The organism is Lysobacter soli (genome assembly GCF_003382285.1).
GTDB lineage: Bacteria > Pseudomonadota > Gammaproteobacteria > Xanthomonadales > Xanthomonadaceae > Lysobacter_J > Lysobacter_J soli.
Genome location: NZ_QTJR01000003.1, coordinates 193226 through 216229, shown reverse-complemented (window position 1 = coordinate 216229; position 23004 = coordinate 193226). Strand labels below are relative to the sequence as shown.

Genomic DNA, 23004 nt, shown 5'->3' with positions numbered 1-23004 from the left:
GGACGGACCGTTCCGGCGCAGGGCCCGCACCGGCGATGCAATGGCGGGGTCCGACCGGGCTCGACGGGCTAGAATGGCGGTTCCGCCGCCAGCAAGTCCGCCCGCCGTGAGCAACACCGCAACGCAGCCGTTCGCCGCCAGCCAGCCCGTCTCGATCCGCCAGGAAGACCTGATCCAGTCGATCGCCGACGGCCTGCAGTACATCAGCTACTACCACCCGGTCGACTACATCCAGAACCTCGCCGCCGCCTACGAGCGCGAGGAGTCGCCGGCGGCGAAGGACGCCATCGCGCAGATCCTGATCAACTCGCGCATGTGCGCCGAAGGCCATCGCCCGATCTGCCAGGACACCGGCATCGTCACGGTGTTCCTCGAGATCGGCATGAGCGTGCGCTGGGACGACGCCACGATGTCGGTCGAGGACATGGTCCACGAAGGTGTGCGCCGCGCGTACAACCATCCGGACAACAAGCTGCGCGCGTCCGTGCTGGCCGACCCGGCCGGCAAGCGCACGAACACGAAGGACAACACGCCGGGCGTGGTCAACGTGAAGGTCGTGCCGGGCAACAAGGTCGACGTGATCGTCGCGGCGAAGGGCGGCGGTTCGGAAGCCAAGTCCAAGTTCGCGATGCTCAACCCGTCCGACTCCATCGTCGACTGGGTGCTCAAGACCGTGCCGACCATGGGCGCCGGCTGGTGCCCGCCGGGCATGCTCGGCATCGGCATCGGCGGCACTGCCGAAAAGGCGATGCTGCTGGCAAAGGAATCGCTGATGGAGCCCATCGACATCACCGACCTGCAGGCGCGCGGCCCGTCCAATCGTGCCGAGGAACTGCGCCTGGAGCTGTACGAGAAGGTCAATGCGCTCGGCATTGGCGCGCAGGGCCTGGGCGGTCTGACGACCGTGCTCGACATCAAGGTCAAGGATTACCCGACGCACGCGGCCAACCTGCCGGTGGCGATGATCCCGAACTGCGCCGCCACGCGGCACGCGCACTTCACGCTGGACGGCAGCGGCCCGGTGATGCTCGATCCGCCGTCGCTGGCCGACTGGCCGGAGCTGACCTACGACGCGTCGAAGGGCCGTCGCGTGAACCTGGACACGCTGACGAAGGAAGATGTCGCCAGCTGGAAGCCGGGCGAAGTCCTGCTGCTCAACGGCAAGCTGCTGACCGGCCGCGACGCCGCGCACAAGCGCATGGTCGACATGCTCAACAAGGGCGAGGCGCTGCCGGTCGATCTGCGCGGCCGCTTCATCTATTACGTCGGGCCGGTCGATCCGGTGCGCGACGAGGTCGTCGGCCCCGCCGGCCCGACCACCGCGACGCGCATGGACAAGTTCACCGAGCAGGTGCTCGCCCAGACCGGCCTGCTGGGCATGGTCGGCAAGGCCGAGCGAGGCCCCGCCGCGATCGAGGCCATCCGCAAGCACCAGTCGGCCTACCTGATGGCGGTCGGCGGTGCGGCGTACCTGGTGTCCAAGGCGATCAAGGCGGCGAAGGTCGTCGGTTTCGCCGACCTGGGCATGGAAGCGATCTACGAGTTCGAAGTACAGGACATGCCGGTGACGGTCGCCGTGGATTCGACCGGCGAGTCGGTGCACAAGACCGGCCCGCGCGAATGGCAGGCCCGCATCGGCAAGATTCCGGTGGTGGTGGAGTAATCGCTTGAAGCCCCTCTCCCGGCGGGAGAGGGGTTGGGGTGAGGGTAGGGACGCGATGCGTGCGCCCACTCGCGGTGTGTTACCCGCGTCAGTACATGACGCCACGATCAGGATGGGTTCCAGCTTTCGCTGGAATGACGGGGGATCACGGATCGCGTGAGAGCCTGGGTCCCGGCCTTCGCCGGGATGACGGCAATTCTTGCTGGCCCTACGCCTACAACCGCGCCACCAGCCCCGCCAGCGTCTTCCGCGTGTCTTCGCGCAACAGGTAGTCCTGCGACATCGCTTCCAGCGCCGCGATGTTGGTCTCGCTCACGTCGTCCAGGTCGTCCAGTCCGGTCATCAGTTCCGCCTGCAGGCGGAAATAGCCGTCGCCGATGAGATGGCGTGCAATGTAATCCACCGCGTCGGTGTTGCCGTCGAACAGCACGTCGATGATGGGGATCGCCCACTCGATCGCGCCCCATTCCTGCGCCGATTTCAGGTCGATCGGCCGGCTGCGTTCGCCGGTGCCGACCGACAGCACGACCAGGTTCTGCGCGCTGTCCACGCGGGCATCCTTGCGCATGGCTTCCGCGATCGCGCACGCGGTCGGATTGTTCGCGACCACGCCGCCGTCGATCATCGCCCGCGCACGGCCTTCGACGGTCATGGCGTGCGCCGGGAAATACGTGGGCGCGGCGGACGATGCCCGGCACACCTCCCACATCCGCAAGTTCGCGTGCTCGGGCTTGAAGCTTTTGAAGACGATGGGCTTGCGCGCGATCGTGTCGTAGCTGGTGATCAGCAGCGGGATCTTCGCCTGGCCCAGGCGCGTGTCGCCGAACACGGCCTGCAGCACGTCTTCCAGGCCGCGTGCGTCGTAGCGCGGCGCCGAGACGCCCTGGGTGAATACGCGCCCGGCGCGCGACCACAGGCGTTGCGCCATGCCGGGGAAGATCCGGTGCCGGTGCTCCCGGTAGAGCTCGCCGAGTTGCCTGGGCGACAAGCCGACCGCCAGCCCGCAGCCGACGATCGCTCCGGTCGAACTGCCCGCGAGCAGGTCGAAGGACTTCAGCAAACCCGGCTTGCCCGCGCGAAGCAGGGCGTCTTCGACGCCCGCCAGCCACAGGCAGCTGACCAGGCCGCGAATGCCACCGCCGTCGAGCGAAAGGATGCGTCGCATGTCCATCGAGGCCTCTCCGTGCACACCATCGGGTTGAATCGCATGATCGGACAGACGATTCGCACGAACTGCGAACGGGGGCACGCCACAACGGACGAGGAAACGGTCGCGGCCTACGCGACGTGGTCGTCGTAGGCCTTGCGTGAACGGAACGGCATCAGGTGCTGGCGCACGATGCCGCGCGGCACCGTCTCGAGCTTCATCACGCCGTACTCGGACGGCCACGCGTGATGCGGCGGCAGCTTGAACGTCCCCATCAGCATGTCCACCAGCGGAAGGTGGATCGCGTAGTTAACGTCGATGTAATCGGCGTGCCGGGCGTGATGCCAATGGTGGTAACGCGGCAGCACGAGCACGTATTCGAGCCACCCGAACCGGATGCCGAGGTTCGCGTGCGCCAGCACGGCCTGCAGGCCCACCAGGATCACGTAGGCGTTGACCGCCGACGCCGAGAAACCCAGCACCAACAGCGGCAGCATGACCGCGCTGCGCGTGAGCAGGATTTCGACCAGGTGAATGCGCGAACCGGCCAGCCAGTCCATCTCGCGACTGGAATGGTGCACGGCATGGAAGCGCCAGAGCCACGGCGTGTTGTGGTACGCGCGATGAAGCAGCGCCTGCGCGAGGTCCGCGACGAACACCGCGACAAGGAACTGCAGCCACGTCGGCATCGCCTGGATGAGGTCTTTCAGCGCGGGAAACGCCGCCAGGCCCGCGACGGTCGACGTCGATGCGGTCACCAGGATCAGGATGAACTGCACCAGCACGTGGCTCATGAAGAAGTACGTCAGGTCCGTGCGCCAACCCGGACGCAGCGGCGAGATCCTGCGCTGGCCGAGGTATCGCTCCAGCGGCACGAACACGAGTGCGGAGAAGAACAGCGAGATGACGAACCAATCCAGGCCCAATGAGTAGGGCGTCTTGCCGATCGCATCGAACGTCACGTTGGTGCCGCCCAGCAGGACGGCGAGAGTGGCGCTGGCGACGCCGGCCAGCGCCACGCGCTTGTTGCGATCGCGCAGGATCGCCAAGGTTCCCATCACGAAGGCCGCCACCAGGCCCGCCAGCAGCAGGTGGCGGGCGAACTGCTCGGTGTAGGCGGCCCGGAACTCCTTGCTGGTCAGCAGTTCGGGGAAGTGGAAGCAGAACACCGCGAAGAGGCTGAGCAGACCCAGCAGCGCGGCGGAATAGGCGAAGAAGGAGCGATGCGTACGGGCTGTGGAGATCATGGACGTCCTGTCGTGGATGGGCCGCGTTGAGGATAGCCGCTGGTCAGTACCACTCCAGGAGCGAAACTCCCAGGCCGATGTACGTCGCGCGATGGTTGTAGTCGATCAGGCTTTCGCCATAACCGTCGAAGATCTGCACGTGGCCGCGCAGGCTGTTGTGGATCGGGAATCCCCAGTCGAGCTGCACCGCGCCATGCGAGCGGTCGCCGCCGCGCAATGAATGCCGGCCCATCAGCGAGAACTGATGCCCGCCGCGTACGTACACCAGCGTCGCGTCGCCGCGGCCGACGAAATCCTCGATGTCGCGGTTGTTGTCGTCGCTGGCGCTTTCCTTGACGCGCCACCACGGGCGCACGGTCAACGCCCAGTTGTCGCGATCCAGTCCGATCATGCCGATCACGCGGTTCCAGCTGCGCGACAGCGGATCGGCGCGGCCGTTGGACTGGTGGTTCACGCCGATGCCGAGCAGGCGGCCGTTCCAGCCGGCGAGGTGGTAGTTGTTGCGGAAGGTCAGCATGACCTCCGGTTCGTAATTGGTTTCGCGGAACGGGCGCGAGGTGTCCGGGCTGTAGACCTGCCAGCGCGAGGACTGCGTGTAGGCCATCCACAGATCGCCGTTGTCGCCGAAGATGTTCTCCCACGCCTTGGTCTTGAAGCTGACCTGGAACTTCGCTTCCAGGTCGTCGACTTCCAGCGGCGTGGTGACCGTGTTGTTCGGATTGGGCGAGGACGGCGTGTCGTTGACCTTGCTGCTCCAGAATGCCGGCAGCAGGTACATCGGCTTGTAGGCGCGGAAGTTCCACGTGCCGAGCTTGGAGTCCTTCGCCAGTTCCCAGCGGCTGTCGAGCAGCGAGCCCTTGCCGGCATTCGCAATGGCGCGATCCAGCGTGTCTTCCATCGGATACAGGTCGCTCGCGGGTGCCGGCGTCTCTGCGGCAGCGGGGACGACCTCCTCGGCGAGTTCGAGGTTCTTCTGTATCGCCTTGGCTTCCTTGGCGGCGATGTCGGCGCCGCGCGTGTCACGGGCCACGCGGCCAAGCGCCGCGTCATAGCAGGCCAGGCGCTCGACATCGGAACCGATCGAAACGCAGGCTTCCGGCGTCGCCGGGGCGGGCGCTTCCTGCGCGAACGCCTGAAGCGGCGCGATGGCGGCAAGCGTCAGGACGGCACGGCAGGCAAGGAAAAGTGGAGCGTGCGGGGCTTCGTGCCTGTGGGAGGGCATGGGGGACTCGCTCAAGGGGGGAATAAGGGAAAGACGGGAAGGCGCAATCCAGTGTCGCATCGCAACACGGGGCAGCCGTGAAGTGTGTCGGTCAGAGGAACCAGGCCAGCGCAAACAGCCCCAGCATCGCGAAGGCCAGCCCGAGCTTGAGCACGACGCCCAGGACGATGCCGAGCCACGTGCCGAAGCCGACCTTAGTTGCCTTGCGGACCTCGCGGCCGTGAATCAGCTCGCCGGCCAGCGCGCCGAGGAAAGGTCCGGTGAACAGTCCGATGGGGCCGAAGAACAGGCCCGCGAAGGTGCCGACCATGGCGCCCGCCACGGCGAGCTTGCTCGCGCCGACCCGCTTGGCACCCATGGCCGTGGCGAAGAAATCGATGACGACCGACAGGGCGGTCAGCAGCCCGAGCAACACCAGCGGGAACCAGCCGACCTGCTGGAAATTACCGGCCCAGGCGGCCAGCAGCATGCCGGCGAAAACCAGGGGCAGCCCGGGGAGGGCGGGGAGGACCGTGCCGGCGATGCCGACCAGGATCAGGATCCCCGCCAAAACGTACCAAAGCACCTGAAAATCCATATGGTTATCCCCCTTGCCGACGTCCACTTTGCACGGATTGCATTTTCACCCACCGCGGGTTACGTTGCGGGCGCTGTGTTTGCCGGTCACCGTGAATCGTGGCCCGATGCGGTTGATCTTCGATCCGCTACATCGTTGCACCTCGCTTCCTCCTTGCAACCAGCACGTGGCGCGCCACGTTTTCAACCAGCAACGTTTCAAGGAGTAAGTGCCAATGTCAGGTCGTGAAACTGGTACCGTCAAGTGGTTCAACGATGCGAAGGGCTTCGGCTTCATCAGCCGCGAGAACGGTGAAGATGTGTTCGTGCACTTCCGTGCCATCCAGACGCAGGGCTTCAAGAGCCTGAAGGAAGGCCAGAAGGTCACCTTCACCGTCGTGCAGGGCCAGAAGGGCCTGCAGGCCGACGCCGTCCAGCCGCTCTGATCATCGAGCGCTGCGGTCGCGACCTGTCGCGACAGGCATGAAAAACCCGGCTCCGGCCGGGTTTTTCTTTTTTGCTGCCGATAGCGAACGGGGCTTGGCTGAGGGTCGCAATACCCCAACGCTACGCCTGCGAAACCCGTTCGAAAATGCGGGAATACGATCGAGACATGAAAACGGCCCGCTCGCGCGGGCCGTCTTGTTTTACTTCGATGACAAGCGCGGGATTTACTGCGCGTGTGCCTTGCCGTCGTAAACACGCACGTACGAACCCTCGCGGACGTTGCCGAGGTCGCGCTGCGTGACCACCGTCGTGCGACCGTCGTTCATGCGCACATACACGTTGTACGAAGCGCCGGTGGTGTTCTTCTGGATGGCATTGCCGGCCACCGCACCGCCGACCGCACCCGCCGCCGTGGCGATGTTCTGATTGCCCTTGCTGCCGCCGGTGTGGCGGGAAATCTCGTGGCCGGCGACCGCGCCGACGATACCGCCGAGCACCGCGCCGGTAGCGCTGGGCGCGCTGCTGCCGGTGGTGACCTGTTCGATGCGGGTCACGGTGCCGCAGTCGTAGCACTGCGCCGGAGCGGTGCTGTAACCGCCGCCGCCGTAGCTGGGCGAAGTGCTGTAGCCCGGCGACGAGGTGGCGCAACCGGCGAGCGCGATGGTGGCGGCAGCGGCGACACCGAGCAGACGGACGTTCTGGATGTTCATGCGCAACTCCTTTCTGGAGGTTGGGATGGCCGGCCGTGTGATCGACCCGTCACCATGGCGCAGACGCTAGACGCGGCGCGGTGAACTGCCGATCAATGTCGGCAGTTCACGCCACGCTGCTTTCCGGATCGTTCAGTGAGCACCGCGCGAACGCCGGGCGGTCAGCGGAAGTCCTGATGGCATCCCTTGCACGACTCGCCGATGTCCGCGACCGTCGTGCTCACGCCAGCGCAATTGAGCGGCGGACTGGCCAGCGCGGCATCCAGTCGAGCCCGCATGCGACTGGCGTGCTGGGCGAAGCGCTGATCGTCGGCGAGATCGGGGAATGCCGGCTCCAGGTCGTCGGCCATCGTGCGCAAGGCCTTGAGATTGGGCAGCACGTCAGTGGCGGCGCAGCGGTTCTGTTCGACCTTCTTCTTCAGCTGGTTCAAGTGCCATCCCTGCACGTGCATCACGCTGTCGTGGAAGTGGTCCTTGCGCGCGTCGATCGCGCGCATCGCCATCACGGTGGCGACCACGCCGACCACCAGGCCGAGCAGGAAAAGGAACAGGTAACGCGACGCGTTGCTGCGCGAACCGCTGGGCTGGGTATTCATGCCTGGCCTCCGTTGAAAACCGCGGCACCATAGCACGCGGCCTGCGGGGCTCCCGTGGGCGTGGCGATTACAATGTCGCGATGACGACGTCCCGCGCACCCGAACAGACCATTCCCGAACACGTGCTCGATCCGGCCTGGATGGAGCGCTTCGCCGGGGTGGACCGGCTGTACGGCACCGGCACCGTCGCGCACCTGGCCGGCTGCCGCGTCGCGGTGATCGGCATGGGCGGCGTGGGCTCGTGGGTCGCCGAAGCGCTGGCACGCACGGGCGTGGGGCACCTGACGCTGATCGACGCGGACGACTTGTGCGTGTCCAACACCAATCGCCAACTGCCTGCGCTGGCTGGCCAGTACGGCCGGGTGAAGGTGGAGGCGATGGCCGAACGCAGTCGCGCCATCAATCCGCAGATCACGGTGGAAGCCATCGCCAGTTTCGTCACGCCGACGAACCTGGAGGAAATGCTCGATCGCGGGTTCGACCTGGTGATCGACGCCTGCGACAGCTTCCGCACTAAGGTCGTCATGGCCGCGTGGTGCCGACGCCGCAAGCTGCCGCTGATCGTGGTGGGTTCGGCCGGCGGACGCACCGATGCGACCCTGGTGCGCGTGCGTGACCTCTCGCGTACCGAGCACGATGCGATGCTCGCGCTCGTGCGCAAGAAGCTGCGCAGCGAGTTCAATTTTCCGAAGAATGCCGATCGCTACTTCGGCATCTCGGCGATCTACTCGCTGGAGAACGTGAAGTATCCGCAGCCTGACGGCACGGTCTGCGGCATTCGTCCGCAGGTATCGGGCGATGCGGCGCTGAAGCTCGATTGCGGCGCGGGCCTCGGCGCGGCCACGCACATCACCGGGACGTTCGCCTTCGCGGCCGTCGGGCGGGCGCTGGAACTGCTGCTCAAGCGAAAGGGTGCGGCGAAAGCCTAGGCGAGGCCGAACAGACGCTCGGCGTTCGCGGTGGTCGCCCGCGCCACCTCGTCCGGATCGACGCCGCGCAGGTCGGCGATCGTGTGCAGCACGCGCGTCATGTGCGCCGGTTCGTTGCGCTGGCCCCGGTTGTCGGCATCGGGCTGGTCAGGCGCGTCGGTTTCGAGCACCAGGAATTCCAGCGGCATGCTGGCTGCAAGCTTGCGCAGGCGATTGGCGCGCTCGTAGGTCACCGGCCCGCCGAGGCCTAGCAGGAATCCCTGCTTCCACAGCTGCTGCGCCTGTTCCTGGCTGCCCGAGAAACTGTGCACCACGCCACGCAGGCCGCCGATGCGACGGATGGAAGCGATCACTGCATCCACCGCGCGACGCGCGTGCACGACGACGGGCAGGTCGAATTCGCGCGCGATCTTCAACTGGCCGTCGAAGAAATGCTGCTGACGCTCCGGGTCCAGTCCTTCGACGAAGTAGTCCAGTCCGCATTCGCCGATGGCAACGGGGCGTTCGCGTTCGACCCAATCGCGCAGTTCGTCCAGGTGCGCGTCCCGATGGCGATCGAGCAGCAGCGGATGCAGGCCGTAGGCGGCGTACAGGCCGTCGTCTTTCGCGCACACATCGCGCAGCTTCGGCCAGGTCGCCGCGTCGATCGCCGGTACGATCTGCCGGGTAACGCCGGCCTCGCGCGCGCGCGCGATCACCTCATCGCGATCGCGGTCGAACTCGTCGACGTCGAGATGGCAATGGGTGTCGACAAGCGGATGCACGGCGTCAGCGCTGCGCCGGCGGGGGCAGGGGATCCTTGCGCTTCTTCCAACTGGCCAGCAACAGCATGCCCATGCCGAGCAGCAGTTCGTCGGCCAGCGGAATGAAGTCCGGGATCAGGAGGTCGGCGAAAAACAGCGCCGCCGTGACCAGGAACAGCCGCGGGAAGCTGAGGCGGGACAGGAAGCCGAGGATCGGAGCGGTAATTGGGGAAGGCATGGCAGATCCGATATGACGGTGGTCCCAGAGACGCCAACAAGCGTGCCTAAACCAGTTCACAGTTTCGACAGCTTGATGTTAAAAAATCGGCGGCCGTTCAGGTTCCCAGTGCTCGAATGGCGCCATCCAACAACGCGGGCAAGCCCCGCCGCAGAGGCCCTGAGATGAACAAGAACATCCTCGCCGTTGCCCTGGCTTCGCTGCTCGTCGGCGGTGTCGCAGTGGCCGCATTCAACAGCTTCAGCAACAAGGGCGCGGCTCCGGCGGCCTCGGCCGACGGCCAGCTGCTTCCGGGCCAGGATGGCGATACCGCCGCCAATGGCGCCATCGACGCCAACAAGGTGGAGTACGCCGACGTCACCAACGTCAAGTCGATCACCGAGAAGGAAAAGCTGTACGCGACGGTGATCGGTTCGGACGCCATCCGCGAGACCAGCACCACCTCCACGCCGCGCGAAGTCTGCGAGGACGTGGTCGTGCAGGAACGCGCCCCGGAACGCGACGGCAACGTCGGCGGCACCGTGGCCGGTGCGGTGATCGGCGGCCTGCTCGGCAACCAGGTCGGCGGCGGCAACGGCAAGAAGGCCGCGACCGTCGGCGGCGCGGTGGCCGGTGGCTTCATCGGCAACCAGATCGACAAGCGCCACGTCGGCGGCAAGGTCACCAGCCGCACCGAGCGCCAGTGCCACACCGTGTCCTCGACGTCCGAATCCTCGCGTGTGGTCGGCTACAACGTGACCTACCGCAACCCGGACGGCACCACCGGCACGATGCGCACCGACAGCAAGCCGGGCAGCCGCATCCTGCTGGGCGACGAGGACAAGGTTGTCGGCTACGACGTGACCTATCGCTACAACGGCGCCGAGCAGACCATCCGCATGGACGAGCGCCCGGTCGCCGGTCGCCTGCCGGTCATCGACGGCCAGGTCGTCACGCAGACGGCGTCCGCTTCGGCCCCGACGCGCGGCTGATCCAGCCGGCTCGTAGCGCTAACATCCCAGGCAGTATCCCGCGGGGCCGGAGCGATCCGGCCCCGTTTTTGTTGCGCGACGCGGAAACCCCGTCGCTGCAAGCGTTTACGCGGCCTTACCCCGGCTCCGGGGCGCCCGTACAATGGCGGTCTTCCCTCAAGTCGAGTGCGCCATGGCCCTGCATCCGTATGACCTTTACGACGTCCGCTCGCTCCTCACCGAAGAAGAGCGCGCCGTACAGGACACGGTGGCCCGGTTCACCGACGAACGCGTCATCCCGATCATCGGCGACGCGTTCGACCAGGGGCGCTTTCCGAAGGAACTGGTCGGCGAAATCGCCGAACTCGGCCTGCTGGGTTCCTCGCTGCCCGAGAAGTACGGCTGCGCCGGCCTCAACGCCGTCAGCTACGGCCTGATCTGCCAGGAACTGGAACGCGGCGACAGCGGCATCCGCAGCTTCGTCAGCGTGCAGTCGTCGCTGTGCATGTACCCCATCTACGCCTACGGCAGCGAAGAGCAGCGCCAGCGCTGGCTGCCGGACATGGCCGCGGGCAAGGTCATCGGCTGCTTCGGCCTGACCGAGCCGCACGGCGGTTCCGACCCGGCCAACATGAAGACCAACGCGCGCCGCGACGGCGGCGACTGGATCCTCAACGGCTCCAAGATGTGGATCACCAATGGCAATCTCGCCGACATCGCCATCGTCTGGGCGCAGACGGATGAGGGCATCCAGGGCTTCATCGTCGAGAAGGGCATGCCCGGTTTCGCGGCGCAGGAAATCAAGCACAAGATGAGCCTGCGCGCGTCGGTCACCAGCTCGCTGTTCTTCGACAACGTGCGCGTGCCGGACAGCAACCGCCTGCCGAACGTGAAGGGTCTCAAGGGTCCGCTGGGCTGCCTGACGCAGGCGCGCTACGGCATCACCTGGGGCCCGATCGGCGCGGCCATCGCGTGCCTGGACGAAGCGCTGAACTATACGAAGGAACGCATCCTGTTCGACCGCCCCGTCGCGGCGACGCAGAGCGCGCAGATCAAGATGGCCGAGATGGCCCGTCGCATCACGCTCGCGCAGCTGCTGGTCGTGCAGCTGGGTCGCCTGAAGGACGCGGGCACGATGCAGCCGGCGCAGGTGTCGCTGGCGAAGTGGAACAACTGCCGCATGGCCATCGACATCGCGCGCGAATGCCGCGACCTGCTCGGCGGCGCGGGCATCACCACCGAGCACGCCGCGATCCGCCACGCGCTGAACCTCGAATCGGTCATCACCTACGAAGGCACGGAAACCGTGCACCAACTGGTGATCGGCCGCGAGCTCACCGGCATCAACGCGTTCTGATCCGGAGCCGGCGATGCAGCTGGGTCCGACACTGGAAACGCAACGCCTGATCCTCCGCCCGCCGCAGGCGGAGGATTTCGAGGCATGGGCCGCCTTCAAGGCCGACGAGGAAACCTGCCGCCACATTGGCGGAACCGAACCGCGCCCGGCCGCGTGGCGCAGCTTCGCCGCGATGATCGGCGTGTGGCACCTCAAGGGCTTCGCGATGTTCTCGGTGATCGAGAAGGCAACCGGCGAGTGGGTCGGCCGCGTCGGCCCATGGCAGCCGGAAGGCTGGCCCGGCACGGAAGTGGGCTGGAGCATCGTGCGCGATCGCTGGGGCCGCGGTTATGGGCCCGAAGCGGCCATCGCGACGATCGACTGGGCGTTCGACACGCTCGGCTGGAGCGAGGTGATCCACACCATCGATCCCGAGAATGTGAATTCGAAGGCCGTCGCCGCCAAGCTCGGCTCGACGCTGCAGCGCATGGGCCGCCTGCCGGCGCCGTTCGACACGAAAGATATCGAGATCTGGGGCCAGTCGCGCGAGGAGTGGTTCGCGCGGCGCGAACGCGAAGGACTGAAGCGATGATCACCGTTTACGGCTATTCGAGCTCCGGCAACTGCCACAAGTTGCGCCTGCTGCTCACGCAGCTCGAACGCGAGTTCAAGTGGGTCGAGGTCGACAGCACCGCCGGCGCAACGCGCACGCCGGAATACCTCGCGAAGAATCCCAACGGCAAGGTGCCGATGATCGAAACCGACGACGGTCGCATCCTGACCGAGTCGAACGCGATCCTGTGCTGGCTCGCCGAAGGCACGCCGTTCTGGGCGGGCGACGCGTTCGCGCGCGCGCAGGTGCTGAGCTGGCTGTTTTTCGAGCAGTACAGCCATGAGCCGTACGTCGCCGTGGCGCGTTTCATCCGCGGCTGGACGCAGCTGGATTCGCCGCGTCGCGCCTCGCTGCCGCAGCTGCGCGAGCGCGGCAACCAGGCGCTGGCCGTGATGGAACAGCACCTCAAGTCGCACGAGTGGTTCAACGGCGACGCCTACGGCATCGCCGACATCGCGCTGTTCGCCTACACCGCCGTCGCCGATGAAGGCGGCTTCGACCTGTCGGCATTCCCGGCCGTGCAGGCGTGGATCGAACGCGTGCGCCAGACGCCGCATTTCGTCGCCATGCCGGCGCCGCCGGTAGAAGTCCTCTCGCGGCTCGCGCTGCCGGACTGACGTCGGCATCGCTCAGCACCTCACGCATTCTCCCGCGCATTCCCCCGATGCGGGCTCCTGGAACCGACCATGTCCCTGATCCCCAATCCCATCCCCGCGCGCATGAAAGGCCTCAACCGGGCCGAGATCTGCGACGTCAACTTCGTGGAGTTCGTGAAGGCCTGGGACGGCCGCGTCAACGCGCGTCCTTCCGCTGACGCGCCGATCCTCGAAGGCAGCGAACTCAACGCGCAGGGCTTCCGCGAGCTTTTTGAGTCGCAGCTCATCAGCCGGCACCTGGACCTGATGGCGCGCGTGCTGCGCGTGCAGAACAAGGTCTTCTACACCATCGGTTCCAGCGGTCACGAAGGCAACGCGATGGTCGCGCGCCTCACGCGCCATACCGATCCGGCGTTCCTGCATTACCGCTCCGGCGGCTTCATGGCCGAACGCTTCCGCAAGCTGCCCGGCATGGATCCGGTGATGGATTCGGCGCTGAGTTTCGCCGCGAGCGCGGAAGATCCCGCATCCGGTGGCCGTCACAAGGTGTGGGGCAGCAAGCCGTTATGGGTGCTGCCGCAGACTTCGACCATCGCCTCGCACCTGCCCAAGGCGCTCGGCACGGCGGTCGCGATCGAGGCCGCCAAGCGCCTGAACCACGCGTTGCCGATCCCCGGCGACAGCATCGCGATCTGCTCCTTCGGCGACGCTTCGGCCAATCACGCCACGGCGCAGACCGCCTTCAACGCCGCGGCCTGGACCGCCTACCAGAAGTTGCCCGCGCCGGTGTTGTTCGTGTGCGAGGACAACGGCATCGGCATCTCGGTGAAGACGCCGGGCGGCTGGATCGCCAATCGCTTCCGCAACATGGACGGGCTCGATTACTTCGCCGCCGACGGTCTCGATCTCGCCAGCGGTTATGCCGACGTGCAACGCGCCGTCGAACACTGCCGCACGACGCGCCGCCCGACGTTCCTGCACCTGCGCACCACGCGCATCATGGGACACGCGGGCACCGACTTCGAAATCGAATGGCGTTCGATCGAGGAGCTGTGCGCCGTCGAGGCCACCGATCCGCTGCTGCGCTCGGCCGCCATCGCGCTCGAATCGGGCCTGATGTCGAAGGACGACGTGCTCGCACTCTACGAGGCCACGCGCAAGCGGTGCTTCGCCGCCGCGGAGGAAGCCGATCGTCGGCCGAAGATCGAGACGCTGGAGCACGTCATCGCGCCGCTTGCACCGTACACGCCCGCGAAAGTGGAGGCTGAGGCGAAGCGCGGCGACCATGCGGAGCGTCGCCTGGAAGTGTTCGGCGGCGAAGCGAAGCTGCCGGAAAACCAGCCGCCGCGCCATCTCGCGATCCAGATCAACAACGCGCTGCACGACATCTTCGCGAAGTATCCGGACACGCTGCTGTTCGGTGAGGACGTCGCGCAGAAGGGCGGTGTCTACACGGTGACCAAGGGCCTGCAGAAGGCGTTCGGCGCGCGTCGCGTGTTCAACACGCTGCTCGACGAGACGATGATCCTCGGCATGGCGCAGGGCTTCGCCAACGTCGGCATGCTGCCGATTCCGGAAATCCAGTACCTCGCGTATTTCCACAACGCCTGCGACCAGATCCGCGGCGAGGCGGCGTCGCTGCAGTTCTTCAGCAACAACCAGTACGCCAACCCGATGGTCGTGCGTATCGCCGGCCTCGGCTACCAGCGTGGCTTCGGCGGGCATTTCCACAACGACAACTCGATCACCGCGCTGCGCGATATTCCCGGCCTCGTCGTCGGCTGCCCGTCGCGCGGAGACGATGCGGCCACGATGCTGCGCACGCTGACCGCATTGGCGAAGGTGGACGGGCGCGTGAGCGTGTTCCTCGAACCGATCGCGCTGTACATGACCAAGGATCTGTACGAACCCGGCGACGGCCAGTGGCTCACGTCGTACCCCAAGCCCGACGAGGCGATGACCCTCGGCGAAGGCCGCGTCTACGGCGAAGGCAACGACGACCTGGTGATCTTCACCTACGGCAATGGCGTGCCGATGAGTCTGCGCGCCGCGCGCGCGATCGAGAACAAGCACGGCTGGAAGGCGCGCGTCGTCGACCTGCGCTGGCTCGTCCCGCTCAACGCCGAATACATCCGCGAACAGGCGAAGACCGCCAGGCGCATCCTTATCGTCGACGAAGGCCGTCAGAGTGCGGGCGTGGGCGAGGGCGTGCTGACCGCGATCGCGGAAGGTGGCTATGGCGCGCGTCCGTTCCAGCGCGTGGTCGGCGTGGATACGTATACGCCGCTTGCGGGTGCCGCATTCCTGGTGATTCCGTCCGACGACGACATCGTCGCCGCCGCCGATCGCCTGGCCTGACGCATGTGCGGACTGGCCGGCCTGCTGCGCCCGACGGCGGACCTCGACGCCGCGCGACTCGACGCGCTCGCCGGTGCGATGGGCGATGCGCTCGAGCATCGCGGGCCCGACGACCGCGGCGTCTGGTTCGATGACGCCGCCGGCGTCGCCCTTGCGCATCGACGGCTGAGCATCCTCGACCTGTCGCCGCTCGGCCACCAGCCGATGGCGTCGGAGGATCATCGCTACGTCGTCGTCTACAACGGCGAGATCTACAACTTCGCCGAGCTTCGCGAGGTGCTGGTCGCACTTGGCCACGTCTTCCGCGGCCATTCCGATACCGAGGTGCTGCTCGCCGCGGTGATGGAGTGGGGCGTCGAGGACGCCGTGTCGCGCTGCAACGGCATGTTCGCGATCGCGCTGTGGGATCGCCACGAGCGTTGCCTGTGGCTAGCCCGCGACCGCGTCGGCAAGAAGCCGCTGTATTACGGCTGGGCGGGCGGCACGTTCGTCTTCGGTTCCGAACTGAAAGCGCTGTGGCGGCATCCGGCCTTCGACAATGGCGTCGATCCGGATGCGCTCGCCTTGTTGCTGCGCTTCGACTACATCCCGGCGCCGCACGCGATCCACGCCGATACCTTCAAGCTGCTGCCGGGCTCGCTGTTGCGCATCGATGCGGCGACGGTCGCGGACGGTCCACGCGCGCACGATCCGCATCGCGACCAGCGCCGCTACTGGGAGCCGCGCGAGCGCATGCGTGCCGCGCTGGCGCAACCGTTCAACGGCGATGTCCTGGAAGCGGAGAACCGTCTCGACGATCTGCTGCGCGACGCGGTGTCGCTGCGGATGGTCGCCGACGTGCCGGTGGGCGTGTTCCTGTCCGGTGGCACCGATTCCTCCATCGTGACGGCGCTGATGCAGGCGCAGAGCCGGCATCCGGTGCGCACGTTCACGATCGGGTTCGAACGCTCGCACCACGACGAGGCGCACCTGGCGCGCGAGGTCGCCGAGCACCTGCACACGCAGCACACCGAGCTGTACGTCAGCGGCGCCGATGCGCTCGGCGTCGTGCCGACGCTGCCGGCGATGTTCGATGAACCGTTCGCCGATGCCTCGCAGGTGCCCACCGCGCTGGTCGCGCGGCTGGCGCGCACGGCGGTGACGGTCGCGCTCTCGGGTGACGGCGGCGACGAACTCTTTTTCGGCTACAAGCGCTACGAACGCGCGCTGCGCAACTGGCGCTGGCACAGCCGTGTACCAGGCTTCCTGCGGCAGGCATTGGCTGGCAGTGCGAAAACGCACGGCGAAGCGTCGCGTACGGGCGGTTTCGCCGCGCTTGCGGCGGAAATGGGTGCACGCGGCATCGGCGACGTCTACCGCCAGCGCGTGATGCGCTGGCGCGATCCGGAAGCCGTCGTTCCAGGCGCGAAGTTGCCCGCCATCTTCTACGACCAGCCCGACCCGTTGCATGGCGTGGGCACGCCGGCCGACGCGATGATGCTCGCGGACTTCAGCGTCTACCTGCCCGAAGACCTGCTGTGCAAGGTCGATCGCACCAGCATGGCGGTGAGCCTGGAAGCGAGGGCGCCGCTACTGGACTGGCGCGTGGCCGAGTTCGCGTGGTCGCTGCCGCTGGACTTCAAGCGGCATCCGTCCGGCAACAAGCACCTGCTCAAGCGCGTGCTGCGGCGCTACCTGCCGGACTCGATGGTCGATCGCGGCAAGCGCGGCTTCGGTGCGCCGGTGAGCGACTGGCTGAAGGGCGATCTGCGCGAGTGGGCTGCGGCATTGCTCGATCCAGCGCGCCTGCGGGCCGAAGGGCATCTCGATGCCGATGCGGTGGACGCGCTCTGGCAGCAGTTCCTCGGCGGCGAACGCAAGTGGCACACGCATCTGTGGAACGTGCTGATGTTCCAGGCGTGGCACGAGCATTGGCAGTCGCAGCGCAGCGCCGTTCGCGCGATCTGAGGCAAGGCGCGGCTCAGCGCGCCAGTCCGTCGCGCAGCGGTTCTTCCGCGACGGGCGCGCCGTCGACGTCGAGCGAGGCGGCTTCGCGTTCGAGCGGCATTACCGCGAGCGCGAGATGGCGCGCGCCGTCGGTGCCGGCAGCCACCAGCTTTCCCATCGCGACGGATCCGGCCGTTACCTCGTGGCCCGGTTCCAGCGCAGCGTCGGCGCCGAGCAGCACGAGCCCACGCTTGGCCTGCCCGAGGAAGTGCGTGCGCGCGACGATCTCCTGCCCGGGATAGCAGCCCTTCTTCACGCTGTACGCACGCAGGCGATCAAGCGACAGCTGCTGCGGCGTCCAGTGTTCGACCTGTGACGCCGGCAGGCGCGGCAGGCCGTGTTGCAAGTCGAGCGCATGCCAGCGCGTCACTGCTGCGTCATCCTGCGGCGCTGGCGTTCCCGCCAGACGCAAGGTGCGCGGTGCATCGGCGGAACCGGCATCCAGCTCGAAGCCCGCCTCCTCGTCGCCGGTGAAATCCGCGCCGGACGCGGCCGCGGGTGCGCCGAAGCGGCCGCTGGCATGGAGGTCGTCGCGGACCTGGATACGGACCTTGCTGCGGAACACGAAACGCTGCAGCGCGGTCGCCATCGCCGCCGCGTCCGCATCGGGGAGCACCAGCCAGGTGGCCTCATCGGACCGCTTGAGCAAAGCGAACAGCGCGATCACGCGACCTTTGGGCGTCAGCCAACCGCTCCATTGCCACCGGCCGGGTTCCAGCATGGCGACGTCGTTCATGAACTGCGCCTGCGCGAAGGCGGCCGCATCGCGACCTTCCAGCGTGATCAGGGCATGGCCGGGCAGGGCGAAATAGCGGTCTGCCGCGGGCTGCGGGTTGTCATCCATGGGGGCGGGACTTAACATTTGACGCCGTGATGATAGGCCAAACCCCTCCCGGCACACTGCCGCCGCCTCCGGAACCGGAGCCGTCCACGGACGACACGCAGGCAAAGGAACACGGCGGGCGCGAAGGTCCGGAACCGACCCGTTACGGGGATTGGGAAAAGAACGGACGCTGCATCGACTTCTGACGCGACATTCCCCGCTTTCATCACGCATCACCGCTGCACACGCCTTCCTGCCACGCGGCATCGCCGCCCAGCCGAGAGACCGCCACGCTCATGGCGAACGAACCACGCGTCCGCGAACGTCCCCTGTCACCCCACCTCCAGGTCTATCGCTGGCAGGTGCAGATGGTGACTTCGATCCTCCACCGCGCGACCGGCATCGTCCTCGTCGTGGGCAGCCTCATCGTCACGTGGGGCCTGCTCGCGCTGGCGTCCGGTCCGGAGTCCTGGTCGACCTTCACCGCCTTCAACCGCTCGGCGATCGGGTTCCTGATCCTGTTCGGCTGGAGCTGGTCGCTGGCCTACCACCTGCTCAACGGCATCCGCCACCTGGTGCAGGACGCCGGCTACGCCTACAGGATCGAATCCTTCGTGCGCAACAGCTGGTTCTCGATCTTCGGCAGCCTGGTGCTGACGGTGCTGATCTGGATCGTCGCGATGATGCAGCGGGGTGCCGCATGATCAAGCCGCACAAGCCCCACCTGCGCAATCCGCTGAAGAACGCCCGCGGCCTCGGCTCGGCGAAGGACGGCACGGGCCACTTCATCGTCCAGCGCGTCACCGCGATCGCGCTGATCTTCCTGGCGATCTACGCCGTCGGCCTGATCATCTCGATGATCGGCGACGACTACGCGACCGTGCGCGCCACCGTGGCCCATCCGTGCCACGCCATCCTGCTCACCGCCTTCAGCGTCGCCACCTTCTGGCACGCCAAGCTCGGCGTGCAGGTGATCATCGAGGATTACGTGCACACGCCGTTCTCCGCGACCGCGCTGCACCTTCTGAACATCTTCGTGTGCGCACTCGCCGGCATCGCCAGCGTGCTCGCCATCGTCCGCATCGCGCTGGGAGCCTGACGCCGTGCCCGCTTACAAGATCCACGAACACACCTTCGACATGGTGGTCGTCGGTGCCGGCGGCGCCGGCCTGCGCGCCACCTTCGGCCTGGCCCAGAAGGGCCTGAAGACGGCCTGCATCACCAAGGTCTTCCCGACGCGCTCGCACACCGTGGCCGCGCAGGGCGGCGTCGCTGCCGCGCTGGCGAACATGGGCGAGGACGACTGGCGCTACCACTTCTTCGACACCGTGAAGGGTTCGGACTGGCTGGGCGACCAGGACGCCATCGAGTACATGTGCCGCGAGGCCATCCCGGCCATCATCGAACTGGAGCACTACGGCGTTCCGTTCTCGCGCACCGACGACGGCAAGATCTACCAGCGTCCGTTCGGCGGCATGACCACGCGTTACGGCGAAGGTCCGCCGGCGCAGCGCACCTGCGCCGCGGCCGACCGCACCGGCCACGCGATCCTGCACACGCTTTACCAGCAGTCGCTCGCGCACGACGCGCAGTTCTTCATCGAGTACTTCGCGCTCGACCTGATCATGGACGCCAACGGCGCTTGCCGCGGCGTGCTCGCGCTCGACATGGCCGAAGGCACGCTGCACCTGTTCAAGGCGCAGGGCACGGTGCTGGCCACCGGCGGATACGGTCGCGCGTACTTCTCCGCGACCTCGGCCCATACCTGCACCGGCGACGGCGGCGGCATGGTGCTGCGCGCCGGCCTGTCGATGCAGGACATGGAATTCGTGCAGTTCCACCCGACCGGCATCTACGGCGCGGGCTGCCTGATCACCGAAGGCGTGCGCGGCGAAGGCGGCATCCTGCGCAACAGCAACGGCGAGCGCTTCATGGAGCGCTACGCGCCGAGCGTGAAGGACCTCGCCCCGCGTGACATGGTCAGCCGCGCGATGACGATGGAAATCCGCGAAGGCCGCGGCGTTGGCGACCACAAGGACCACATCCTGCTCGACCTGACGCACCTTGGCCCGGAAGTGATCCACGAGAAGCTGCCGGGCATCGCCGAATCGGCCCGCATCTTCGCCAACGTGGACGTCGAGAAGCAGCCAATCCCCGTGATCCCGACCGTGCACTACAACATGGGCGGCATCCCGACCAACTACCACGGCGAAGTCGTTCAGTTGAAGAACGGCAACCCGGACGAAGTCGTCCCGGGCCTGTACGCCATCGGCGAAGCGGCGTGCGTTTCGGTCCACGGCGCCAACCGCCTGGGTTCGAACTCGCTGCTCGACCTGGTCGTGTTCGGCCGCGCCGTCGCCAACCGTGCGGCGGAAACGGTCAAGCGCGACGGCAAGCAGGCGACGCTCGCCTCCGACGCCTGCGACCAGGCGCTCGCCCGCCTGGACAAGCTGCGCAACGCCAACGGCGGCACGCCGACGGCGGTCATCCGCGACAAGATGCAGCGCACGATGCAGGCCGACGCGGCGGTGTTCCGCACCGGCGACACGCTGCGCGACGGCGTGACGAAGATGCGCGACATCCATGCGTCCTTCGCCGACGTGAAGGTGAGCGACCGCTCGCTGATCTGGAACTCGGACCTGATCGAGACCTACGAGCTGTCGAACCTGCTCGACCAGGCGCTGGTGACGATCGTTTCCGCGGAAAACCGTACCGAGTCGCGCGGCGCGCATGCCCGCGAGGACTTCCCGGACCGCGACGACGCCAACTGGCAGAAGCACACGCTGTGCTCGGTCAACGAGCGTGGCGAAACCAGCATCGACTACCGCCCGGTGCACATGTACACGTTGAGCGACGACGTGTCCGTGGTGCCGCCGAAGAAGCGCGTGTACTGACCGGAGCGAGCAACCGTGGCCGAATTTACCCTCCCGAAGAACTCGCAGATCCAGAAGGGCCGCCACTGGCCGGCGCAGGGCGCCAGGCAGGCGCGCACCTTCAAGGTCTACCGCTGGAATCCCGACGACGGCATGAACCCGCGCGTGGACACCTACGAGGTGGACATGGCGACGTGCGGTCCGATGGTTCTGGACGCGCTGATCAAGATCAAGAACGAGATCGATCCGACGCTGACGTTCCGCCGCTCCTGCCGCGAAGGCATCTGCGGTTCGTGCGCCATGAACATCGACGGCACGAACACGCTGGCCTGCACCAAGGCCATCGAGGACTGCAGCGCGGGCGAAGTGCCGATCTACCCGCTGCCGCACATGCCGGTGGTGAAGGACCTCGTGCCGGACCTGACGCACTTCTACGCGCAGTACGCGTCGATCCGTCCGTGGCTGCGCACGCAGAGCCCGTCGCCGTCCGACCGTGAGCGCCTGCAGTCGCCGGAAGACCGCAAGAAGCTCGACGGCTTGTACGAGTGCATCCTGTGCGCGTGCTGCTCGACGAGCTGCCCGAGCTACTGGTGGAACGGCGACCGCTACCTCGGTCCCGCGATCCTGCTGCAGGCCTACCGCTGGATCGTCGATTCGCGCGACGAAGACACCGGCGAACGTCTGGACGACCTGGAAGACCCGTTCAAGCTGTACCGCTGCCACACCATCATGAATTGCGCCCGCACCTGCCCGAAGGGACTGAACCCGGCGCAGGCGATCGGCGAGATCAAGAAGCTGATGCTGGCGCGCCGCGCCTGATCGCGGCCGCGGTGGAGTCGATACGGAAGAAGGCGCACGCAAGTGCGCCTTTTTTCCAGGGAGCGAGGGGGTGAAAGGATGGATGCAAGACTGATCTTCATGCCCGCGGTGGCGATGGTGGCGCTGACCTTCGTGGTGTGGTGGCGCATGTATGTCGTCCGCATCGGCCAGATGAAGCGCGAGCGCATCCACCCGCAGGCGGTCGCGACGTCGGCGCAGTCTTCGGCGCGCCTGACCGACAGCTGCGCCGCGGACAACTTCCGCAACCTGTTCGAACTGCCAGTGCTGTTCTACGTGGCGCTGGTGGTGGCTGCGATCACGGGGCAGGTGAATGCAACGACGATCGCACTCGCATGGGCGTTCGTCCTGCTGCGCATCGTGCACAGCGCGATCCACTGCACCTACAACGAGGTCATGCACCGGTTCTATGCGTACGTCGCCGGCGGCATGGCGCTGTGGCTGCTGTGGGGCGCGATCGCAGTGGGCTGGTGGCGCACGTGAGCGAGGAACTGGAGCGCGAACTCAGCCGTCTGCGCTGGCGCAGCCGACGCGGCATGAGGGAACTCGACCGCCTTTTCGAGCGATATCTCGACCGTGCGTGGCGGCAAGCTCCGGCAACGGAAAGGGCGGTTTTCCTACGCTTGCTGGAAATCGAGGACGATAAGCTCTGGCACTGGTTCATGGGACACGAAACGCCCGCCGATGCCGAACTCGCGCAGCTCGTCGACTCCATCCGCGCCTTGCCGCCTTGAGTGGCGGCCCTCGCGCTGGCTCACCTTGGCGCTGCTCGCGCTGGGTTTAATGGGGGCGCTGAGCGTCCTCGCTAGCGAGATGCCGCTCATGTTCGCGATACCGCTGGCACTGCTTTCGACGGGGCGGGGTGCACACTTGGTATGGCGCGAAGCCTCGCGTCGGCACCGGACGCTCGTGATCGCCGCCGATGGCCGGGCCATGCTGGACGGCGCGGAGGTCTCCGACTTGCGCGTGCACTGGCGCGGCCCATGGGCATTTGCCCGTTTTCGCGACTCAGGCGGGCGGCCGGGGAGGCTGGCCTGGTGGCCGGACACCTTGCCGGCTCGGGATCGCCGTGAACTGCGGCTGGCCATTCCGGTCATAGAGGCTGCGCATTCACGGCCTCCAATGGCATCCTAGC

26 protein-coding genes are annotated in these 23004 nt (G+C 66.8%); 17 read left to right on the top strand and 9 right to left on the bottom strand.

What is annotated here, in order from left to right; all coding sequences use genetic code 11:
• Positions 1 to 106 precede the first annotated feature (106 nt).
• On the top strand, positions 107 to 1663 hold the full coding sequence (locus DX912_RS06575; protein ID WP_115841685.1) for a fumarate hydratase: 1557 nt from the start codon (positions 107 to 109) through the stop codon (positions 1661 to 1663).
• 214 nt (positions 1664 to 1877) lie between these two features.
• Here the strand turns inward: DX912_RS06575 and DX912_RS06570 are convergent, their stop codons facing one another.
• From DX912_RS06570 to DX912_RS06555, 4 genes are all read right to left on the bottom strand, one after another.
• The gene (locus DX912_RS06570) at positions 1878 to 2834 is read right to left on the bottom strand and encodes a patatin-like phospholipase family protein (protein ID WP_115841684.1); all 957 of its coding nucleotides are present in this window, start codon (positions 2832 to 2834) and stop codon (positions 1878 to 1880) included.
• A gap of 107 nt (positions 2835 to 2941) precedes the next feature.
• The gene (locus DX912_RS06565; protein WP_115841683.1) at positions 2942 to 4057 is read right to left on the bottom strand and encodes a sterol desaturase family protein; all 1116 of its coding nucleotides are present in this window, start codon (positions 4055 to 4057) and stop codon (positions 2942 to 2944) included.
• A gap of 43 nt (positions 4058 to 4100) precedes the next feature.
• Positions 4101 to 5279 (bottom strand): phospholipase A, encoded by a 1179-nt coding sequence (locus tag DX912_RS06560; RefSeq protein ID WP_115841682.1) that lies wholly within the window; start codon positions 5277 to 5279, stop codon positions 4101 to 4103.
• A gap of 91 nt (positions 5280 to 5370) precedes the next feature.
• Entirely contained in the window at positions 5371 to 5856 is a 486-nt protein-coding gene (locus DX912_RS06555) for a DUF456 domain-containing protein (RefSeq protein WP_115841681.1), read from the bottom strand.
• Between the two features lie 214 nt (positions 5857 to 6070).
• On the opposite strand from DX912_RS06555, the gene DX912_RS06550 reads away from it, so the two are divergent.
• Positions 6071 to 6280 carry a cold-shock protein gene (locus DX912_RS06550; RefSeq protein WP_115841680.1) on the top strand — a complete coding sequence of 70 codons (210 nt, stop codon included), beginning with the start codon at positions 6071 to 6073 and terminating at the stop codon, positions 6278 to 6280.
• Positions 6281 to 6505: 225 nt separating this feature from the next.
• On the opposite strand, the gene DX912_RS06545 is transcribed toward DX912_RS06550, so the two are convergent.
• Positions 6506 to 6991, bottom strand: a complete 486-nt coding sequence (locus tag DX912_RS06545; RefSeq protein ID WP_115841679.1) for a glycine zipper 2TM domain-containing protein — start codon at positions 6989 to 6991, stop codon at positions 6506 to 6508.
• Between the two features lie 161 nt (positions 6992 to 7152).
• Positions 7153 to 7587, bottom strand: coding sequence for a cytochrome c (locus DX912_RS06540; protein WP_115841678.1), 435 nt, complete (start codon positions 7585 to 7587; stop codon positions 7153 to 7155).
• Positions 7588 to 7667: 80 nt separating this feature from the next.
• On the opposite strand from DX912_RS06540, the gene DX912_RS06535 reads away from it, so the two are divergent.
• Positions 7668 to 8516: a tRNA threonylcarbamoyladenosine dehydratase gene (locus DX912_RS06535; protein WP_115841677.1), complete on the top strand. Its 849-nt coding sequence runs from the start codon at positions 7668 to 7670 to the stop codon at positions 8514 to 8516.
• Here the strand turns inward: DX912_RS06535 and DX912_RS06530 are convergent.
• Complete coding sequence (locus DX912_RS06530) at positions 8513 to 9280, bottom strand: TatD family hydrolase (RefSeq protein WP_115841676.1); 768 nt, start codon at positions 9278 to 9280, stop codon at positions 8513 to 8515. The genes DX912_RS06535 and DX912_RS06530 overlap by 4 nt on opposite strands.
• A gap of 4 nt (positions 9281 to 9284) precedes the next feature.
• Entirely contained in the window at positions 9285 to 9497 is a 213-nt protein-coding gene (locus DX912_RS06525) for a DUF6116 family protein (RefSeq protein WP_115841675.1), read from the bottom strand.
• A gap of 164 nt (positions 9498 to 9661) precedes the next feature.
• Here DX912_RS06525 and DX912_RS06520 point away from each other — a divergent pair, with 164 nt between their 5' ends.
• The 6 genes from DX912_RS06520 (at position 9662) to asnB (ending at position 17297) form a co-directional block, all read left to right on the top strand.
• On the top strand, positions 9662 to 10468 hold the full coding sequence (locus DX912_RS06520) for a glycine zipper 2TM domain-containing protein (RefSeq protein WP_115841674.1): 807 nt from the start codon (positions 9662 to 9664) through the stop codon (positions 10466 to 10468).
• Positions 10469 to 10640: 172 nt separating this feature from the next.
• The gene (locus DX912_RS06515; RefSeq protein WP_115841673.1) at positions 10641 to 11804 is read left to right on the top strand and encodes an acyl-CoA dehydrogenase family protein; all 1164 of its coding nucleotides are present in this window, start codon (positions 10641 to 10643) and stop codon (positions 11802 to 11804) included.
• Between the two features lie 13 nt (positions 11805 to 11817).
• On the top strand, positions 11818 to 12375 hold the full coding sequence (locus tag DX912_RS06510) for a GNAT family N-acetyltransferase (protein ID WP_115841672.1): 558 nt from the start codon (positions 11818 to 11820) through the stop codon (positions 12373 to 12375).
• Positions 12372 to 13013 carry a glutathione S-transferase family protein gene (locus DX912_RS06505; RefSeq protein ID WP_115841671.1) on the top strand — a complete coding sequence of 214 codons (642 nt, stop codon included), beginning with the start codon at positions 12372 to 12374 and terminating at the stop codon, positions 13011 to 13013. The genes DX912_RS06510 and DX912_RS06505 overlap by 4 nt, the downstream gene beginning before the upstream one ends.
• Positions 13014 to 13082: 69 nt before the next feature.
• Positions 13083 to 15350 carry a thiamine pyrophosphate-dependent enzyme gene (locus DX912_RS06500; protein WP_115841670.1) on the top strand — a complete coding sequence of 756 codons (2268 nt, stop codon included), beginning with the start codon at positions 13083 to 13085 and terminating at the stop codon, positions 15348 to 15350.
• Positions 15351 to 15353: 3 nt separating this feature from the next.
• The gene (gene asnB / locus DX912_RS06495; protein ID WP_115841669.1) at positions 15354 to 17297 is read left to right on the top strand and encodes an asparagine synthase (glutamine-hydrolyzing); all 1944 of its coding nucleotides are present in this window, start codon (positions 15354 to 15356) and stop codon (positions 17295 to 17297) included.
• 13 nt (positions 17298 to 17310) lie between these two features.
• Here asnB and ygfZ read toward each other — a convergent pair whose 3' ends face one another.
• Entirely contained in the window at positions 17311 to 18180 is an 870-nt protein-coding gene (ygfZ, locus tag DX912_RS06490; RefSeq protein WP_115841668.1) for a CAF17-like 4Fe-4S cluster assembly/insertion protein YgfZ, read from the bottom strand.
• A gap of 29 nt (positions 18181 to 18209) precedes the next feature.
• Between ygfZ and DX912_RS06485 the strand changes: the two genes are divergently transcribed.
• The 8 genes from DX912_RS06485 (at position 18210) to DX912_RS18820 (ending at position 23003) form a co-directional block, all read left to right on the top strand.
• Positions 18210 to 18365 carry a DUF1674 domain-containing protein gene (locus DX912_RS06485; protein ID WP_115841667.1) on the top strand — a complete coding sequence of 52 codons (156 nt, stop codon included), beginning with the start codon at positions 18210 to 18212 and terminating at the stop codon, positions 18363 to 18365.
• Between the two features lie 90 nt (positions 18366 to 18455).
• A complete protein-coding gene (gene sdhC / locus DX912_RS06480; RefSeq protein ID WP_115841666.1) occupies positions 18456 to 18863 on the top strand; it encodes a succinate dehydrogenase, cytochrome b556 subunit in 408 nt (135 codons plus the stop codon).
• Complete coding sequence (gene sdhD / locus DX912_RS06475) at positions 18860 to 19258, top strand: succinate dehydrogenase, hydrophobic membrane anchor protein (RefSeq protein WP_115841665.1); 399 nt, start codon at positions 18860 to 18862, stop codon at positions 19256 to 19258. The genes sdhC and sdhD overlap by 4 nt, the downstream gene beginning before the upstream one ends.
• A 4-nt stretch (positions 19259 to 19262) precedes the next feature.
• On the top strand, positions 19263 to 21053 hold the full coding sequence (gene sdhA / locus DX912_RS06470) for a succinate dehydrogenase flavoprotein subunit (protein ID WP_115841664.1): 1791 nt from the start codon (positions 19263 to 19265) through the stop codon (positions 21051 to 21053).
• 15 nt (positions 21054 to 21068) lie between these two features.
• Positions 21069 to 21851 (top strand): succinate dehydrogenase iron-sulfur subunit, encoded by a 783-nt coding sequence (locus DX912_RS06465; RefSeq protein ID WP_115841663.1) that lies wholly within the window; start codon positions 21069 to 21071, stop codon positions 21849 to 21851.
• 78 nt (positions 21852 to 21929) lie between these two features.
• Positions 21930 to 22352, top strand: a complete 423-nt coding sequence (locus DX912_RS06460) for an MAPEG family protein (RefSeq protein WP_115841662.1) — start codon at positions 21930 to 21932, stop codon at positions 22350 to 22352.
• Positions 22353 to 22405: 53 nt separating this feature from the next.
• Positions 22406 to 22603 carry an FAD assembly factor SdhE gene (locus DX912_RS06455; RefSeq protein WP_233433516.1) on the top strand — a complete coding sequence of 66 codons (198 nt, stop codon included), beginning with the start codon at positions 22406 to 22408 and terminating at the stop codon, positions 22601 to 22603.
• Positions 22554 to 23003 (top strand): protein YgfX, encoded by a 450-nt coding sequence (locus DX912_RS18820; RefSeq protein ID WP_115841661.1) that lies wholly within the window; start codon positions 22554 to 22556, stop codon positions 23001 to 23003. Before DX912_RS06455 ends, DX912_RS18820 begins: the two co-directional genes overlap by 50 nt.
• Position 23004 lies beyond the last annotated feature (1 nt).